The 17,092-nt window shown below is 67.4% G+C and carries 11 protein-coding genes; 8 read left to right on the top strand and 3 right to left on the bottom strand.

Annotated features, from left to right (window positions below):
* Nucleotides 1-47: 47 nt before the first annotated feature.
* The 7 genes from C7R54_RS04830 (at nucleotide 48) to pgsA (ending at nucleotide 9,721) form a co-directional block, all read left to right on the top strand.
* Nucleotides 48-3,290 carry an efflux RND transporter permease subunit gene (locus C7R54_RS04830; RefSeq protein ID WP_129149004.1) on the top strand — a complete coding sequence of 1,081 codons (3,243 nt, stop codon included), beginning with the start codon at nucleotides 48-50 and terminating at the stop codon, nucleotides 3,288-3,290.
* Nucleotides 3,287-4,849, top strand: coding sequence for an efflux transporter outer membrane subunit (locus tag C7R54_RS04825; protein WP_129149003.1), 1,563 nt, complete (start codon nucleotides 3,287-3,289; stop codon nucleotides 4,847-4,849). Before C7R54_RS04830 ends, C7R54_RS04825 begins: the two co-directional genes overlap by 4 nt.
* Nucleotides 4,846-5,601 carry a pyridoxine 5'-phosphate synthase gene (locus tag C7R54_RS04820; RefSeq protein ID WP_129149002.1) on the top strand — a complete coding sequence of 252 codons (756 nt, stop codon included), beginning with the start codon at nucleotides 4,846-4,848 and terminating at the stop codon, nucleotides 5,599-5,601. Before C7R54_RS04825 ends, C7R54_RS04820 begins: the two co-directional genes overlap by 4 nt.
* 72 nt (nucleotides 5,602-5,673) lie before the next feature.
* A complete protein-coding gene (gene acpS / locus C7R54_RS04815) occupies nucleotides 5,674-6,147 on the top strand; it encodes a holo-ACP synthase (protein WP_129149001.1) in 474 nt (157 codons plus the stop codon).
* 35 nt (nucleotides 6,148-6,182) lie between these two features.
* Nucleotides 6,183-7,241: a beta-N-acetylhexosaminidase gene (gene nagZ / locus C7R54_RS04810; RefSeq protein WP_129149000.1), complete on the top strand. Its 1,059-nt coding sequence runs from the start codon at nucleotides 6,183-6,185 to the stop codon at nucleotides 7,239-7,241.
* Nucleotides 7,201-9,027 (top strand): excinuclease ABC subunit UvrC, encoded by a 1,827-nt coding sequence (gene uvrC, locus C7R54_RS04805; RefSeq protein WP_129148999.1) that lies wholly within the window; start codon nucleotides 7,201-7,203, stop codon nucleotides 9,025-9,027. The genes nagZ and uvrC overlap by 41 nt, the downstream gene beginning before the upstream one ends.
* 121 nt (nucleotides 9,028-9,148) lie before the next feature.
* Nucleotides 9,149-9,721, top strand: a complete 573-nt coding sequence (gene pgsA / locus C7R54_RS04800) for a CDP-diacylglycerol--glycerol-3-phosphate 3-phosphatidyltransferase (RefSeq protein WP_129148998.1) — start codon at nucleotides 9,149-9,151, stop codon at nucleotides 9,719-9,721.
* Between the two features lie 113 nt (nucleotides 9,722-9,834).
* On the opposite strand, the gene queF is transcribed toward pgsA, so the two are convergent.
* A complete protein-coding gene (queF, locus tag C7R54_RS04795; RefSeq protein ID WP_129148997.1) occupies nucleotides 9,835-10,665 on the bottom strand; it encodes an NADPH-dependent 7-cyano-7-deazaguanine reductase QueF in 831 nt (276 codons plus the stop codon).
* A gap of 436 nt (nucleotides 10,666-11,101) precedes the next feature.
* Between queF and aceA the strand changes: the two genes are divergently transcribed.
* Entirely contained in the window at nucleotides 11,102-12,463 is a 1,362-nt protein-coding gene (gene aceA, locus C7R54_RS04790; protein WP_129148996.1) for an isocitrate lyase, read from the top strand.
* Between the two features lie 90 nt (nucleotides 12,464-12,553).
* Here the strand turns inward: aceA and C7R54_RS04785 are convergent, their stop codons facing one another.
* Nucleotides 12,554-13,552 (bottom strand): response regulator transcription factor, encoded by a 999-nt coding sequence (locus C7R54_RS04785; protein ID WP_129148995.1) that lies wholly within the window; start codon nucleotides 13,550-13,552, stop codon nucleotides 12,554-12,556.
* Nucleotides 13,533-16,958 (bottom strand): hybrid sensor histidine kinase/response regulator, encoded by a 3,426-nt coding sequence (locus C7R54_RS04780; protein ID WP_129148994.1) that lies wholly within the window; start codon nucleotides 16,956-16,958, stop codon nucleotides 13,533-13,535. The genes C7R54_RS04785 and C7R54_RS04780 overlap by 20 nt, the downstream gene beginning before the upstream one ends.
* Nucleotides 16,959-17,092: the final 134 nt, after the last annotated feature.

Here is a 17,092-nt window from a genome sequence, read left to right as displayed (position 1 = left end):
ATGATCAGCTCCAAAAACGGTCAGCACCGTCCCCAGGACACCTACACATGCCGCAATTTTTTATCGATAGACCGATTTTCGCCTGGGTCGTCGCCTTGTTCATCCTGCTGGCGGGCATATTGGCCATCCCCAATATGCCGATCTCCCAGTATCCGAACGTCGCGCCGCCGGCCATCGAAATCACCGCCACCTATCCGGGCGCCTCGGCCAAGGAAGTGGCTGATTCCGTCACCAGCCTGATCGAGGACCAGCTCAACGGCGCCAAGGGCCTGCTGTACTACGAATCGGTCAGCGATTCCAACGGCCAGTCCACCATCACCGCCACCTTCGCACCCGGGCGCGATCCCGACCTGGCGCAGGTGGACGTGCAGAATCGCGTCGCCAACGTCACCGCCCAGCTGCCGGCAGCGGTGACGCAGCAAGGCCTGCAGTTCCAGCAGACCAGCACGGGCTTCCTGATGATCGTCACGCTGTCGTCCACCGACGGCTCGATGGACCAGACCGCGCTGGCCGACTACGTCACGCGCAACATCAAGAACCCTGTTTCGCGCGTGCCGGGCGTCGGCCAGTTCCAGTTGTTCGCGGCGCCGCGCGCCATGCGCATCTGGGTCGATCCGCAGAAGCTGGTGGGCTTCAACCTGAGCATGGCCGAAGTCAACCAGGCCATCGCGGCGCAGAACGTGTTGATTTCCGGCGGCAACCTGGGCGGCCCGCCCAATCCCGAGAGCCAGCGCACCACCGCGACGGTGGTGGCCAATGGCCAGCTGGCGACGGTGGAAGGTTTCGGCAACCTGGTGCTGCGGGCCAACAGCGACGGGTCGGTGGTGCGCGTACGCGACGTCGCGCGCGTGGAGATCGGCGCCGACAACTACTTCTTCGGCGCGCGCCTGAACGGCAAGCCGACCGCCGCCTTCGCCATCATCCTGTCGCCCGATGCCAACGCGCTGGCGACCGCCCAGGGCGTGCGCACCCAGATGGAGCAGCTGTCCCGCTACTTCCCCGCGACGATCAAGTACGACATCCCGTACGACACCGCGCCTTACGTCAAGGTGTCCATCATCGACGTGGTCCACACGCTGCTGGAGGCCATGGTGCTGGTCTTCCTTGTGATGTTCCTGTTCCTGCAGAACGTGCGCTATACGCTGATTCCCGCCCTGGTGGTGCCGGTGGCGATGATGGGCGCCTTCGCGGTGATGCTGGCGCTGGGCTTTTCCATCAACGTGCTGACCATGTTCGCCATGGTGCTTGCCATCGGCATCCTGGTGGACGATGCCATCGTGGTGGTGGAGAACGTCGAGCGCATCATGGCCACGGAGGGCCTGGGCCCCAAGGAGGCGACATCGCGCGCCATGCCGCAGATCACGGGCGCCATCACCGGCATTACGCTGGTGCTGGTCAGCGTGTTCCTGCCCCTGGCTTTCATGGGCGGGTCGGTGGGCGTGATCTATCGCCAGTTCTCGGTGGCGATGGCCGTATCCATCTTCTTCTCGGCATTGCTGGCGCTGACCTTCACGCCCGCGCTGTGCTCCACCATACTCAAGCCGGTGCCGGCGGATCACCACCATGAGAAGCGGGGCTTCTTCGGCTGGTTCAACCGCCGCTTCGACGCCACCACCACCGCCTACCAGAACTGGGTGTCGCGCATCCTGCACAAGGGCGGCCGCATGATGGTGATCTACCTGGTGCTGGTGCTCGGACTGGGCTGGTTGTATGCGCGCCTGCCGTCCTCCTTCCTGCCGGAAGAGGACCAGGGCTACGTCATCAGCAACGTCGAGCTGCCCACCGGGTCCAGCGCCAACCGCGCGGTGGAGGTGCTGGAACAGGTCGAGAAGTACTTCATGGCGCAGCCGCAGGTGCAGAACATCATCGCGGTGCAGGGCTTCAGCTTCAACGGCAACGGCCTGAACGCGGCCATCGCGTTCACCACGCTGAAGGATTTCGACCAGCGCAAGGGCCCTGCGAATTCGGCCCAGGCGCTTTCCTTCCGGGCCTTGAACAAGTTGCTGATGGGCATACACGACGCCATGGTCTTCACGGTCGTGCCGCCGGCGATCTCCGAGCTGGGCAATGCCACGGGCTTCGACTTCCGCCTGCAGGACCGCGCCAATGCCGGCACCGAGGCGCTGGGCCAGGCTACCGCGCAGTTGATGGGCCTGGCGATGAAGAGTCCCATCCTGTCGCAGGTGCGTATTTCCGGCCTCGGGCCGGGCGCGCAGCTGAGCCTGGACATCGACCGCGACAAGGCCGCCGCCCTGGGCGTGGACTTCTCCGAGGCCGCGAACCTGATATCGACCGCGGTGGGCAGCGCCTTCGTCAACAAGTTCCCGAACTTCGGGCGCATGCAGAATGTGTGGGTGCAGGCCGACGACAAGTACCGCATGCAGGTGGACGATATCCTCAAGCTGAATGCGCGCAATTCCGAGGGCGGCATGGTCCCCCTGTCGACGTTCGTCACGCCCCACTGGAAGCAGGGGCCGGTGCAGATCGTCCGCTACAACAGCTACGAATCGATCCGCATCAGCGGCGACGCGCAGCCGGGCCACACCACCGGCGAGGCCATGACGGAGATGGAAAGGCTGATGGACCAGCTGCCGCAGGGCTTCGGCTACGAATGGAACGGGCTGTCCTACCAGGAACGCCAGGCGGGCAACCAGGCGCCCATCCTGATGGGGCTGTCGCTGCTGGTGGTCTTCCTGGTGCTGGCCGCCCTGTATGAAAGCTGGGCGATCCCCTTGTCCGTCATGCTGGTCGTGCCGCTGGGCATGCTGGGCGCGGTCGGGCTGGTGAGCGCCCTGGGCATGTCCAACGACGTGTATTTCCAGGTGGGCATGGTGACGGTGATCGGGCTGGCGGCCAAGAACGCCATCCTGATCGTGGAATTCGCCAAGGACGAATATGCCCGCGGCAGGGGCCTCATGGAGGCGGCGGTGGACGCGGCAAGGCTGCGCTTCCGCCCCATCCTGATGACCTCGCTGGCCTTCATCCTGGGGGTGATCCCGCTGGCCATCGCCACCGGCGCGGGCGCGGCCAGCCAGCGCGCGGTGGGCCTGGGCGTGTTGGGCGGCATGCTGGCGGCCACGCCTTTCGCGGTGATCTTCGTACCGACATTCTTCGTGGTGGTGCTGGGCTTCTTCAAGACCAAGCCGCGCCTGCTGGGCGCCGAGGCCCGCGCCTTCGAGGCCGAGCAGGCCGAGCGGCGGGCGCGCGGCGAAGTCGCCGCCGACGGTCCGCCGATTCCGCCCATGGCGGCGCCGGGCCGGCCTTCCACCGACGACAAGGAGCAACAATGAGCACGGCCCGCATCGATAAGCGGCGGCCCGCCGGTGGCACGGCCTCGCGGCGGCATCCGCGGCGTCCTTCCCGCCTGGCGCCGGTCTGGTCCGTGACCCTGCTGGCCGGCCTGCTGTCGGCCTGCACCCTCGCGCCCGACTATCAACGGCCGGCCGCGCCGGTCCAGGCCGACTGGCCGGACCAGCCCAAGGTCGCCTACAACGGCTACGACAAGGCCGCGACGGCGGGTATGCAGCCCGCCGCCGCCGTGACGCCCGCCCAGGGCGCGGCCGCGGCCGACCTGGGGTGGCGCCAGTTCTTCCGCGACGACCAACTGCGCGCGCTCATCGCCCTGTCGCTGGCCAACAACCGCGACCTGCGGGTGGCCGTGCAGCGCGTCGAGGAAGCCCGCGCCGAGTGGGGCCAGCAGCGCGGCGCGCTGTGGCCGTCCATCGGCGCCGGCATCCAGGGCACGCGAGAGCGCCTGCCGCCCAAGATGCGGGTCGGCGGGCCGGACAGCCCGTCGATTTCCAGTAGTTACCAGGCCGGCCTGGGACTGACCACCTTCGAGATCGACCTGTTCGGTCGCCTGCGCAGCCTGTCGGAAGCGGCTTACCAGAACTTCCTGTCCACCGAGCAGGCCCGGCGCAGCGTGCAGATTTCGCTGGTGGGCGAGGTGGCGCAAGCCTATCTGAACCTGCGCGCGGCGGACGTCCAGCTGGACCTGACGCGCAAGACGCTCGATTCGCGGCAGCAGTCCTACGACCTGGTCAAGCGCCGCTTCGACGGCGGCGTGGCGTCCGAACTGGACCTGAACCAGTCGAAGTCCCTGCTGGATACGGCGTCGGCCGACCTGGCGCAACTGGCGCGCACGCGATCCCAGGCCGTCAACGCCCTGGTGCTGCTGACCGGCGCGCCCATGCCGCCCGACCTGCCGGCGCCCGCGCCCTTCGACATGGACAGCATCGTGTCGGCCGTGCCGGCGGGCTTGCCGTCCGACCTGCTTGAGCGGCGGCCCGACATCCTCGCCGCGGAAAGCAGCCTGCGCTCGGCCAACGCCAATATCGGCGCGGCTCGCGCGGCCTTCTTTCCCACGCTGTCCCTCACCGGGCTGCTGGGCGCGGCCAGCCCCTCGCTGTCCGACCTGTTCAAGGGCGGCAACGGCTTCTGGAGCTTCTCGCCGTCGCTGACCACCCCCATCTTCGCCGGCGGCAGCATCCGCGCCGGCCTGGACCTGGCCAAGGCGCGCGATAATATCGCCGTGGCGCAGTACGAAAAGACCATCCAGCAGGCGTTCCAGGAAGTGTCGGACGCCCTGGCGGGCGAGGCGACCTACGGGGCCCAGCTGCAGGCGCAGCAGGCATTCCAGCAGTCCTCCGCGCGCAGCCTGGAGTTGTCGAACATGCGCTACACGGGCGGCATCGACAGTTATCTGCAGGTGCAGAACGCCCAGGTGGATTATTTCAACGCCCAGCTGGGGGTGGTGCAGACCCGGCTGGCTTCGCTGGTCAACCGCGTGCAGCTGTACAAGGCGCTGGGCGGAGGCTGGGAAGAAACGACCAAGACGGCAGCGCAATGATAGAACTAGGTGTAAACATCGACCACGTGGCCACGCTCAGGCAGCAGCGCCACGCCGGTTATCCCGACCCCATCGCCGCGGCGCTGCGCGCCGAGGACGCCGGGGCCGACCTCATCACCCTGCACCTGCGGGAAGACCGGCGCCATATCCAGGATGCCGATGTGCATGCCCTGCGGCCCCAGCTGCGCACCCGCATGAACCTGGAGTGCGCGGTCACGGCGGAAATGCTGGACATCGCCTGCCAGGTGCGCCCGAACGACGTCTGCCTGGTGCCGGAAAAGCGCGCCGAGCTGACCACCGAAGGGGGGCTGGACGTCATCGGCGGGCAGGCGGCGGTCAGCGCCGCGGTCGCGCAGCTGCGCGAGGCCGGCATCCGGGTGTCCTTGTTCATCGACCCGGAGGCCGCGCAGATCGAGGCCGCCGCCCGCGCGGGCGCCACGGTCATCGAGTTGCATACCGGTGCGTATGCCGAAGCGCAGGGGGCCCAGGCGGTCGCCGAGCTGGCCCGCATCAAGGCCGCCATCGCCGAGGGCTTGCGCCATGGGCTGCGCGTGAATGCCGGCCACGGCCTGCACTACGGCAATGTCCAGCCGGTGGCGGCCCTGGACGGGCTGGCCGAACTGAACATCGGCCATGCCATCGTCGCCCAGGCGGTATTCGACGGCTGGGACAAGGCGGTGCGCGACATGAAGGCGCTGATGGTGCAGGCGCGCGTGGAGGCCGCGCGCGGCAAGGTGTTTACGCCGGCCTGACGGTATGATGGATGGCCGTGGCCGCGATGCCTGCCGTCGCGCCACGAGACCCTGGAATCCATCGTATCCACCATGAGCACGCCGTCCTCCTCCTCGACCACCGTCCCGCTTGCCGGCGCGCCCGCGGACGCCGCCGCCGCGCCGGCGCCGGCCATCGCGGGCATCGGCATGGACCTGATCCGTGTCGATCGCATCGCCCGCGCGCTGGAGCGCCACGGCGACCGTTTCGCGGAGAAGATCCTCGGCGCCCAGGAAATGCAGAAATTCCATGCCCGCCGCCGCCGCGATGCGCGGCGCGGCGTCCTGTTCCTGGCCACCCGCTTCGCCGTCAAGGAGGCTTTTTCCAAGGCGGTCGGGCTGGGCATGCGCATGCCCATGACCTGGCGCCGCGTGCAGACCCTGAATGCGCCCAGCGGCAAGCCCGTCCTGGTGCTCGCGCCGGAACTGCAGGCCTGGTACGACGCGCGCTTCGGCGCCGCCCATGTGTCGCTGACGGACGAGTCCGACATGGCGGCCGCCTATGTCGTGGTGGAGACGCGGCGCTGAGCCGCGTTACACCGCTTATCGGAGTTCTATCGATCATGTCCCGCAAGAAAAAGAAATCGCTGCCGCCCGGTCCCGTCATGGTCGACGTGGCGGGCGCCACGCTGACCAAGCAGGAAAAGAAGCGCCTGCGCCACCCGCTGGTGGGCGGCGTCATCCTGTTTGCCCGTAATTTCCAGGATCGCCGCGCGCTGTGCGAGCTGACGGACGCCATCCACGAGGCGCGCGATGAGCCGCTGCTGATCGCGGTGGACCACGAGGGCGGCCGGGTGCAGCGCTTCCGCAGCGACGGTTTCACCGTCCTGCCGCCCATGCGGCGGCTGGGCGAGATCTGGAATCGCGATCCGCTGGTGGCCATGCGCGCGGCGTCCGATGTCGGCTACGTCCTGGCCGCCGAACTGCGTTCCTGCGGCGTGGACCTGAGCTTCACGCCGGTGCTGGACCTCGACTACGGCGTCAGCAAGGTGATCGGCGACCGCGCCTTCCATCGCGATCCGCGGGTGGTCACCATGCTGTCGCGCGCCGTGATCCAGGGGCTGGGCCTGGCCGGGATGGCATCCTGCGGCAAGCATTTCCCGGGCCACGGTTTCGTCAGCGCCGATTCGCACCACGACATTCCGGTCGACCCGCGCAGCCTGGAGCGCATCCTGCACGAGGACGCCGCGCCCTATGGCTGGCTGGGCGACAACGTGCTCAGCGCCGTGATGCCGGCGCACGTCATCTATCCCAAGGTGGACAAGCATCCCGCCGGCTTCTCCCGCCGCTGGGTGAGCGAGATCCTGCGCGACCGCCTGCATTACGATGGCGTGGTGTTTTCCGACGACCTGACCATGGAAGGCGCGTCGGTGGCCGGCGACATCCTGGCGCGCGCCGAGGCGGCGCTGCACGCCGGTTGCGACATGGTCCTGGTGTGCAACCGGCCGGACCTGGCCGATGAGCTGCTGGAGCGCCTGTCGTGGGACCTGGACGACCGCGCCGTCGAACGCATCCGCCACCTGATGCCCCGTTTCCGCGCCCCGCGTTGGGACGCCCTGCAAGCCGAACGCCGTTACCAGCATGCCCGAAGCAGCCTTCAATCTGAAATCGTTTCTGGCTGACCTGCCGCACCTGCCGGGCGTATACCGGCACATCGATGCGGAAGGGCAGGTCATGTATGTCGGCAAGGCGCGCGACCTCAAGAAGCGCGTCTCGTCGTATTTCCAGAAGACGCTGAGCAGCCCGCGCATCGCGCAGATGGTGTCCAAGGTCGCGCTGGTCGAGGTGACGGTGACCCGCTCCGAGGCCGAGGCCCTGATCCTGGAAAACAACCTGATCAAGAGCCTGCGGCCGCGGTACAACATCCTGTTCCGCGACGACAAGTCCTATCCCTACCTGTGGATCACGGGGCATGAGTGGCCGCGCATCGCCTATTACCGGGGCGCCACCAACAAGCGCGGGCAGTTCTTCGGCCCCTTCCCGAATGCCTGGGCAGTGCGCGAGACCATACAGATCCTGCAAAAGGTATTCCGCCTGCGCACATGCGAGGACACGGTCTTCGCCAACCGGTCGAGGCCCTGCCTTCTGGCGCAGATCGGGCGCTGTTCGGCGCCTTGCGTGAACGCCGTCGCGGCCGAGGCGTACGCGAGCGACGTCGAGCGCGCCGCCCGTTTCCTCAATGGCCAGGCCAAGGACGTGATGAGCGAGATCGAGGCGCGCATGCTGCGCGCCTCCGAGGCGCTGGAATTCGAGCAGGCCGCCGTGTTGCGCGACCAGATGGGCTCACTGGCGCGTGTCCTGCACCAGCAGACCATGGAGGACATGGGCGGCGAGGACAGCGACATCATCGCGGTGGCGGTGGCCGGGGGGCGCGTCTGCGTCAACCTGGCCATGGTGCGGGGCGGCCGGCACCTGGGCGACAAGCCTTTCTTCCCCGCGCATGCCGAAGGCGAGGCGGCGGGCGACGTGCTGGAGGCCTTTGTCGGCCAGCATTACACGGACAACAAGCTGCCGCCGGTGCTGGTCTGTTCGCATGCCTTGCCCGACGCGGAGCTGGTCGACCTGCTGGCCGAGCAGGCCGGCGTGCGCGTGCGCGTGCTGACCCGGCCGCAGGGCGTACGGCGCTCCTGGCTGGAGCAGGCGCAGCGCAACGCCGAGATGGCGCTGGCGCGGGCGCTTACCGAATCCGGCGCGCGGGCCGCCCGCACGCTGGCGCTGGCCGAGGCGCTGGACCTGGAGACCGACGAAGCCGCGCTGGATGCCTTGCGCGTCGAGTGCTTCGACATCAGCCATACGGCGGGCGAGGCCACCCAGGCGTCCTGCGTGGTGTTCGAGCATCATGAAATGCAGCCGTCGCTTTATCGCCGCTACAACATCGCCGGCATCACGCCGGGCGACGACTACGCGGCGATGCGGCAGGTGCTGACGCGCCGTTTCGCCAAGGTCGCCGATGGCGACGCCGAGCTGCCAGGGCTGGTGCTGATCGACGGCGGCAAGGGGCAGGTGGAGGTGGCCCGCCAGGTGTTCGCCGAGCTGGGGCTGGACATCCACGTGCTGGTGGGCGTGGCCAAGGGGGAAGGGCGCAAGGTGGGGCTGGAAACGCTGATCTTCGCCGACGAGCGGCCGCCGGTGGCGCTGGGCGCGGAATCCGCGGCGCTGATGCTGATCGCCCAGGTGCGGGACGAGGCGCACCGCTTCGCCATCACCGGGATGCGGGCGCGGCGGGCGAAGGCGCGCAATGTCTCGCGCCTGGAGGAGATCGAAGGCGTCGGGGCGCGGCGGCGGCAGCGGCTGCTGGCGCGGTTCGGCGGGTTCTCCGGGGTGTCCCGGGCGAGCATCGAGGACCTGGCTTCCGTCGACGGAATTTCGCAGGACCTGGCCGAACGCATCTACGACGCCCTGCATTGAGCCGGGGCGGGGGACAAGTAAGCGATTAAGGCGACTATTTGTCTTCAAATGATGACAAATTAGCGGGGAATCGCTTCATGACAAACCCTGGATGCCCGGCTGTTGTAGCATACGCGTCATCATGCCCTTAAACGTACCGATCATCCTGACCTGGCTGCGCATCGCCATGATTCCCCTGGTGGTGGGCCTGTTCTATCTTCCCGGCAGTTGGCTCGACGAAGGCAGCCGCGATTTGCTCGCGGCGGTGTCTTTCATCGTGGCGGCGCTGACCGACTGGTTCGACGGCTGGCTGGCGCGCCGCTGGAACCAGACGTCGGCCTTCGGCGCCTTCCTCGATCCGGTCGCGGACAAGCTGATGGTATGCGCCGCGCTCATCGTCCTGCTGGACCTGGGCCGCGTCGATGCCTTCATCTCCTTGATCATCATCGGCCGCGAGATCACCATCTCGGCGCTGCGTGAATGGATGGCCAAGATCGGCGCCAGCGCCAGCGTGGCGGTGCACCGGCTGGGCAAGTTCAAGACGGCGGCCCAGATGATCGCCATTCCCTGCCTGCTGTACAACCAGCCCATACACGGCATCAGCACCCGGGTGCTGGGCGATATCCTGATCCTGGTCGCCGCCATCCTGACGGTATGGTCGATGCTGTACTACCTGCAACGGGCCTGGCCGGCCATCCGGGAAAAGAGCCAGTAGCCGCCCGGCGAGAATGGCCGGACATGGCCAGGGTATGCGGTATGGCCCCGGGTTTGGCCTGGATATGGCCCGGATATGGCCTGAATATGGCCCGGGCTTGACCCGGGTATGCCTTATTGCCGCGCGGTGCGCGCATCCGCCGGCGCGGCGACCCCCGCCGTCGCCCGCCAGGGATTGATATCCAGCCCGCCGCGCCGGGTATAGCGCGCATAGACCGACAGCATCTCCGGCCGGCAAGTCCGCAGGATGTCCGTGAACATGCGTTCGACGCAATGCTCATGGAAATCCGCATGCTGGCGGAAGGACACGATGTAGGCCAGCAGGCCGGCGCGGTCGATGCGCGGCCCGCGGTAGCGGACTTGCACACTGCCCCAGTCCGGTTGTCCCGTCACCGGGCAATTCGATTTCAGCAGCCGGGACATCAGGGTTTCCTCGACGACATCCGCCGCCTCGGCCACGCGCAGGCGCTCCGGCGCCGGCGTGTACGTCTCGATTTCCACATCCAGGTCGTCCAGGCAGTCGCCATCCAGTTCGGCGATGCGCTGCGAGGCGAACTCCGCCGGCATGACCAGGCGCACGCCAACGTCGCCGCCTGCCGCCGCGCCGAGGTCCTTGCGCATCCGCGCTGCCACCGTGGCCGCGTCCGGCAGCCGTTCCTGGTTATAGGAATTCAGGTAAAGCTTGAAGGACTTCGACTCGATGATGCGCGGGGCATGGGCAGGCACGGTGAAGGTGGCCAGCGCGACGCGCGGCTTGCCGCGGGCGTCCAGCCAGGACACTTCATAGGCGTTCCAGATATCCACGCCCTGGTCGAACGGCAAGCGGCCCGCCGCGATGCCCAGCGCCGCCCGGTTGGGCGCGCGGTCGATGGGGAACAGCAGGGAGGGATCGTAGCGGTCGGGATAGGCGACCTCGTGGCCCAGGGGCGCGTCTTGCAAAGTCATGGCGATACAGGGAAAACAGTCAGGTTGCCATTTTAGGCCCGGCCGCCGGCATGCCGTCGCGACACCGTATCGAGGCGCGGATAGGGATGGGTGCTGATTTCCCGTATTGTGAAATGCGCCGCGCGCGCCGTGAAATGTCATGCCGCGTCGCCATATGGCAGCGTTTCATGCTGCCGGTTTTAATTTCATTATCCGAAACAAAATATATAAGTAGTTGATTTAAAACAATTAAAAAATTCGTCTTGTAGAAGTCCTCGAATGTTTTTGCCGCGCAGCAAAACCCTAGACTGTTCTCAACGAATCACCGTTGCGGGCAAACAGGGCTTGCTGGAAGGACAGCCCGACGCCTGCGACACCGATTCGGTGAATCGGCGGCCGGCAGTCCAGGCAGCCATGCAGTTCGGCATCTCCATTCAAACCTTCGAGGAGCAAGACCATGACGAACCGGGAAACCGAAATCCAACGTCTGCAGCAGGACTGGTCCGAAAACCCGCGCTGGAGCGGTATCACGCGCGGTTACGGGGCCGCCGAGGTGGTGCGCCTGCGCGGCTCGCGGGTGCCGGAGTACAGCCTGGCGCAGCAAGGCGCCGCGCGGCTCTGGCAACTGCTGCAGGACGAGCCTTTCGTCAATTCGCTGGGCGCGTTGACGGGCAACCAGGCCATGCAGCAGGTCAAGGCCGGGCTGAAGGCCATCTACCTCTCCGGCTGGCAGGTCGCCGGCGACGCCAATCTGGCGGGCCAGATGTACCCCGACCAGTCGCTGTACCCGGCCGACTCCGTGCCCGCCGCCGTGCGTCGCATCAACAACACCCTCACCCGCTGCGACCAGATCCAGTGGATGGAAGGCAAGGAAGCGGGGCAGTGCGGCTACATCGATTACTTCGCGCCCATCGTGGCCGACGCCGAGGCCGGCTTCGGCGGCGTGCTCAACGCCTTCGAGCTGATGAAGGGCATGATCGAGGCGGGCGCGGCCGGCGTCCATTTCGAGGATCAACTGGCGTCGGTGAAGAAGTGCGGCCACATGGGCGGCAAGGTGCTGGTCCCCACCCGCGAGGCGGTCTCCAAGCTGATCTCCGCGCGGCTGGCGGCCGACGTGCTGGGCGTGCCCACGCTGCTGCTGGCGCGCACCGACGCCGACGCCGCGGACCTGGTCACCAGCGACGTCGACGAGAACGACCGCCCCTTCATCACCGGCGAACGCACCGTCGAGGGCTTCTACCGCACCCGTGCCGGCCTGGACCAGGCCATCTCGCGGGGCCTGGCCTATGCGCCCTATGCCGACCTGGTGTGGTGCGAGACGGGCACGCCCAATCTCGAATACGCGCGCCGTTTCGCCGAGGCCATACACCAGCGGTATCCGGGCAAGATGCTGGCCTATAACTGCTCGCCGTCCTTCAACTGGAAGAAGAATCTCGACGACGCGGTCATCGCCAAGTTCCAGCGCGAACTGGGCGCCATGGGCTACAAGTTCCAGTTCATCACGCTGGCCGGCTTCCATGCCCTGAACTACGGCATGTTCGAACTGGCGCACGGCTACGCGCGGCGCCAGATGAGCGCCTTCGTGGAGTTGCAGGAGAAGGAGTTCGCGGCCGCGACGCTGGGGTTCTCCGCGGTGCGCCATCAGCGCGAGGTCGGCACCGGCTATTTCGATGCGGTTACGCAGACCATCGAGGGCGGCCGCTCTTCGACCACGGCGCTGCACGGTTCCACGGAGGAAGCGCAGTTCGACCACGACTCGCGCCGCGAGGCGCTGCGCCTGGCCGTGGCTGGTGGGCTGGAGATGCGTGTCGCCGGTTGAGATGCGCCGGCAAGGCGGCCATGGCCACGAGCCGTGGCCGCGTGGAAAGCGTGGGCGCCCATGCGGCGCCCTTGTGCACGAAAAGGTGGCCTACGCGGCCCCCTTGTGCATATGCGTCAGCACCAGCGCCGTGGCGGCCGCCCGCGTCTCCACGCCCAGTTTCACGTAGACGTGTTCCAGGTGCTTGTTGACGGTGCGCGGCGCCATGCCCAGGATCTCGCCGATGTCGCGATTGGTCTTGCCCTTGGCCAGCCACAGCAGCACCTCGCGCTCGCGCGTGGTCAACTGGTAGGCGGCCGCCAAGGTATCGGCGGCATCGGCCGGCAGCGCGCGCTCGTCCATCAACAGCACATACTCACCCGCCTTGCGCGAGGCAGTCAGCCGCAGGCGCAGTTCGCGCCGGCCGGCGGCGCCAGCCTCGGTCTCCCTGGCTTCCGTTCCGCTTGCCCTGCCTGACCTGGCGCCGCCTTCGGGCGCGGCGATGGTGAACACCGCCGCCTCCTGGGCTTGCGGGCGCTCCAGCTGCTGGGCGATCCAGGTGGCCAGTGCCGGCGCCAGGCCGGCCGTGTCTTCCGGATGACCGAAATACTCGCTCAGCCACAAGCGCGCCTTGCTGGTCTTCCACGTCACCTGGCCTTGCGCGTCCAGCACCACCACCGCGTTGGCGACCGCGTCCATGGCATTCATGGCCACGGACATCATGCGGGCATTGCGCAGGTGGGCGTCCAGCCGCGCCAGCACCACGTCCGTGTCGATGGGCTTGGTCACATAATCGATGCCGCCGGCCTGGAAGCCGCGCACCACGTGCTCGGGTTCGGTCAGTCCCGTCATGAAGACCACCGGCACGTGGCTCGCGGCGGGATGGGCCTTGATGCGGCGGCAGGCCTCGAAGCCGTCCATCACGGGCATGACGGCGTCCATCAGCACGATGTCCGGCAGCACGAAATCCAGGCGTTCCACGGCCGACGCCCCGTCCGTGGCGACGACGACCATGTAGCCGGCCTCGTCCAGCGCGTCCGACAGCATCTTCAGGTTGTCGGGCGTATCGTCGACCAGCATCACCAGTTTGTTATCGGAGGCTTGCGGCATGGTGCTGTACGTATTCCTTCAATAGCGTGTTGTATTCGGCCAGCCGGAAATCCTTGGCCAGCAGCGCCAGATGGTCGATCAGCGGCGCGGTATGCGGGGCGCGCGCGCGGATCTCGTCCAGGCGCGCGAATATGCCCTTGATATAGCCCATGGCGCCCAGCTCCAGCAAGGACTCGGCGTCCTCGCGGTCCAGCGCCACCGTGCGCAGGCGCGCCTCGTCCGGCGCCTCGGGTTCGGGCGGTGGGGCCTGCGTCACCCACGCCAGCTTCAGATGCTGGCCGATCTTGTGGAGCAGGTCGTCCAGGTTGACCGGCTTGACCAGCCAGTCGGTCAGTCCCGATTGCACCGCTTCCTTGGGGTCCAGGCCATGGGCATGGGCCGACACGATGATGACCGGCACGCCCACGCCCTGGTCGCGCAGCACCCGGCACACTTCCGAACCCGGCATGCCCGGCATGGAGATGTCCATCAGGATCAGCGCCGGCCGCAAGGTGTGCACCCGCGCCAGGCAGTCCTGGCCATTGCCCGCCTCGTGGATGGTGAAGCCCAGCGGCTCCAGCATGTCGCGCAGGATGCGGCGCTGCGAGGGCTGGTCGTCGACGATCAGCACGCCCAGCCGTTCTCCCGCGTAGCCGACCACCGTGCCGCCGGGCCGCAGGTCGCTGCGCGGCGAACGCACTTCCGGCAGGAACAGCTTGAGGGTGAAGGCGCTGCCCTGGCCCAACACGCTGCGTACGGTCAGTTCGCCGCCCATGATGCCGGTCAGCATGCGGCAGATGGTCAGGCCCAGGCCGGTCCCGGTGTCGGCCTGCTCGGTCGCCGCCCAGCTGCGTTCGAAGGGCATGAAGATGCGCTCCAGGTCCGGCGCCGGTATGCCGGCGCCGCTGTCCTCGACTTCCATCTGCACCATGTTGGACGCATAGCGCACGCGCAGCGCCACGTGTCCGGCGCGGGTGAACTTGACGGCGTTGCTCAACAGGTTGATGAGGATCTGTCGCAGGCGCTTCTCGTCGATATGGACGATCTTGGGCAGGTTGGGCGCGGCCTCGTAGTGGAAGGCCAGCCCCTTGAGCGCGGTTTGCGGCTGGAACATCTTGACGATCTGGTCGAGGAATTCCGGCAGGCGCAGGTCGGCGGTTTCCAGGCGCAGCTTGCCGGCTTCGATGCGGGCGATGTCGAGCAGGCCGTCGATCAGGCCGAGCAGATGCTTGCCGCTGCGATGGATGACATCGATGGCCTCGCGCCTGCCGGCGGGCATGGCGGCGTCGCGTTGCAGGATCTGCGCATAGCCCAGGATGCTGTTCAGCGGCGCGCGCAGTTCATGGCTCATGCCGCCCATGAAGCGGCTCTTGGCCAGGTTGGCGGCTTCGGCGGCTTCCTTGGCCTTCTGCAGCTGGGCGTCGGTCTGGCGGTGGGCCTCGATTTCCCTGAGCAGCAGGTTGGTCTGGCGGTCGGACTCTTCCTGCGCCACCTGGCGGCTTTCGTTCGTCAGCACCAGCCACCATGCGGCCACGCCGCCGATCAGCAGCAGCGCGGCGAACAGCTTCAGGAAGGTCGCGCGCAAGGCCGAGGTGTCGGCGCCCACCTGCGCGAACGTGACCGCTTCCTGGTAGTAGATCAGCGCCAGGATGGCGGCCAGCAGTCCGCCTATCATGCCGATCACGACCAGGTAGTGCGCCAGCCGGGTGTGGAACAGCGGCGTCGCCGCGCCGGGCAGGATGCGGCGCAGCGCCGAGCCGAACTGGTCCTGCAGGCGCGACCCGGTCTTGCAGCGGTCCTGGCAGCGGGCATCGAGCGTGCAGCACAGGGAGCAGATGGCGCCGTTGTAGGCAGGGCATTGCGCCATGTCCTGCGCTTCGAACAGGTTGGAGCAGATGACGCAGCGCAGGCCGTATGGCGTCGCGGGCGCGTCCGGGCCGGCCGCGGCGCCGGACAGGTCGTGCGGCTGGCGCGCCAGGTAGTAGCGGCCGCGCGTGGCGCGGGCGATCGCCGGCGCGGTGACGAATGCCGCCAGCAAGGCGATGAAGGGCGACAGGGCCTGGGCCACCGCGCCGAAGGCGCCGGCATAGGCCACCAGCGACAGGACCAGCGCCAGCAGCATGCTGCCCACGCCCACCGGATTGATGTCATACAGATAGGCGCGCCGGAACTCGATGCCGCGCGGACTCAGGCCCAGCGGCTTGTTGACCACCAGGTCCGCCACCAGCGAGCCTATCCACGCGATGGCCACGTGCGCGAAGATGGCCAGCACGTGTTCGAGCGCATCGAACACGCCCATCTCCATCAGGCCAATGGCGATCAGCACGTTGAACACCAGCCACACGACGCGGCCGGGGTGGCTGTGGGTGATGCGGGCGAAGAAGTTGGACCAGGCCAGCGAGCCGGCATAGGCGTTGGTGACGTTGATCTTCACCTGCGACACCACCACGAACAGCGTCATCGCGCCCAGCGCCCACGCCGGATGGTCGAAGACGTAGCGGAAGGCCACCAGGTACATCTTGGTCGGGTCGGCCGCCTTGGCGGCGGGCACGCCATGGCCCAGCGCCAGGTAGGCCAGGAAGGCGCCGGCCAGCATCTTGGCCGCGCCGGGAATGATCCAGCCCGGCCCGGCGCACAGCAAGGCCAGCCACCAGCGCCGGCGGTTGGCCGCCGTCCTGGCGGGCAGGAAGCGCAGGAAATCGACCTGTTCGCCGATTTGCGTGATCAGCGCCGCGCCGACGGCCACGCCGGCGCCGAACATCAGCAGGTCGAAGTGGCCACCGTTGCCGTTGCGCCCGGCATAGTCGAACAGGCCGCCAAGCGCGCCGGGATCCTTGGCCAGGATGAAGACGTAAGGCAGCGCCAGCAGCACCAGCCAGACGGGTTGCGTCCACGCCTGCAGGCGGTTGACCAGCGTGATGCCATAGGTGACGAAGGGAATGATGGCCACCGCGCACACCAGGTACCCCAGCGATAGCGGCAAGCCCGTGCACAATTCCAACGCCAGCGCCATGATGGCCGCTTCGAGCGCGAAGAAAATGAAGGTAAAGGACGCGTAGATCAGGGACGTGATGGTCGATCCGATGTAGCCGAAGCCGGCGCCGCGCGTGAGCAGGTCCATGTCCAGGCCGTGGCGGGCGGCGTAGTAGGCGATGGGCAGCCCCGTCAGGAAGATCAGCACCGACACCGCCATGATGGACCAGAAGGCGTTGATGAAGCCGTAGTTCAAGGCCAGCGCGCCGCCGATGGCCTCCAGCGCCAGGAAGGACACGGCGCCCACGGCGGTGTTGGCGACCCGGAATTCGGACCACTTGCGGAAGGACAGCGGCGTGAAGCGCAGCGCGTAGTCTTCCAGGGTCTCGTTGGCGACCCAGGTGTTGTAGTCGCGGCGGATCTTGACGATGCGTTGTGTTGCGCTTGCGTCCACGCTTTCGCGTCCCCTTGTTGTGTTTATGTAACCACGTCGCGTCCGACCGACGCGTCCATGTATGCGTCGATTGACGTATGCCGGCTTTGTACTTCCTGGGAGGCTGGGTAGCCACTACGTCAATCAACGTATGT

Origin of the sequence: Achromobacter aloeverae (assembly GCF_004121055.1) — a bacterium.
GTDB classification, from domain to species: domain Bacteria; phylum Pseudomonadota; class Gammaproteobacteria; order Burkholderiales; family Burkholderiaceae_B; genus Bordetella_C; species Bordetella_C aloeverae.
The sequence above is the reverse complement of the archived record's forward strand: the minus strand, read 5'-3'. Positions and strand labels throughout refer to the sequence as shown.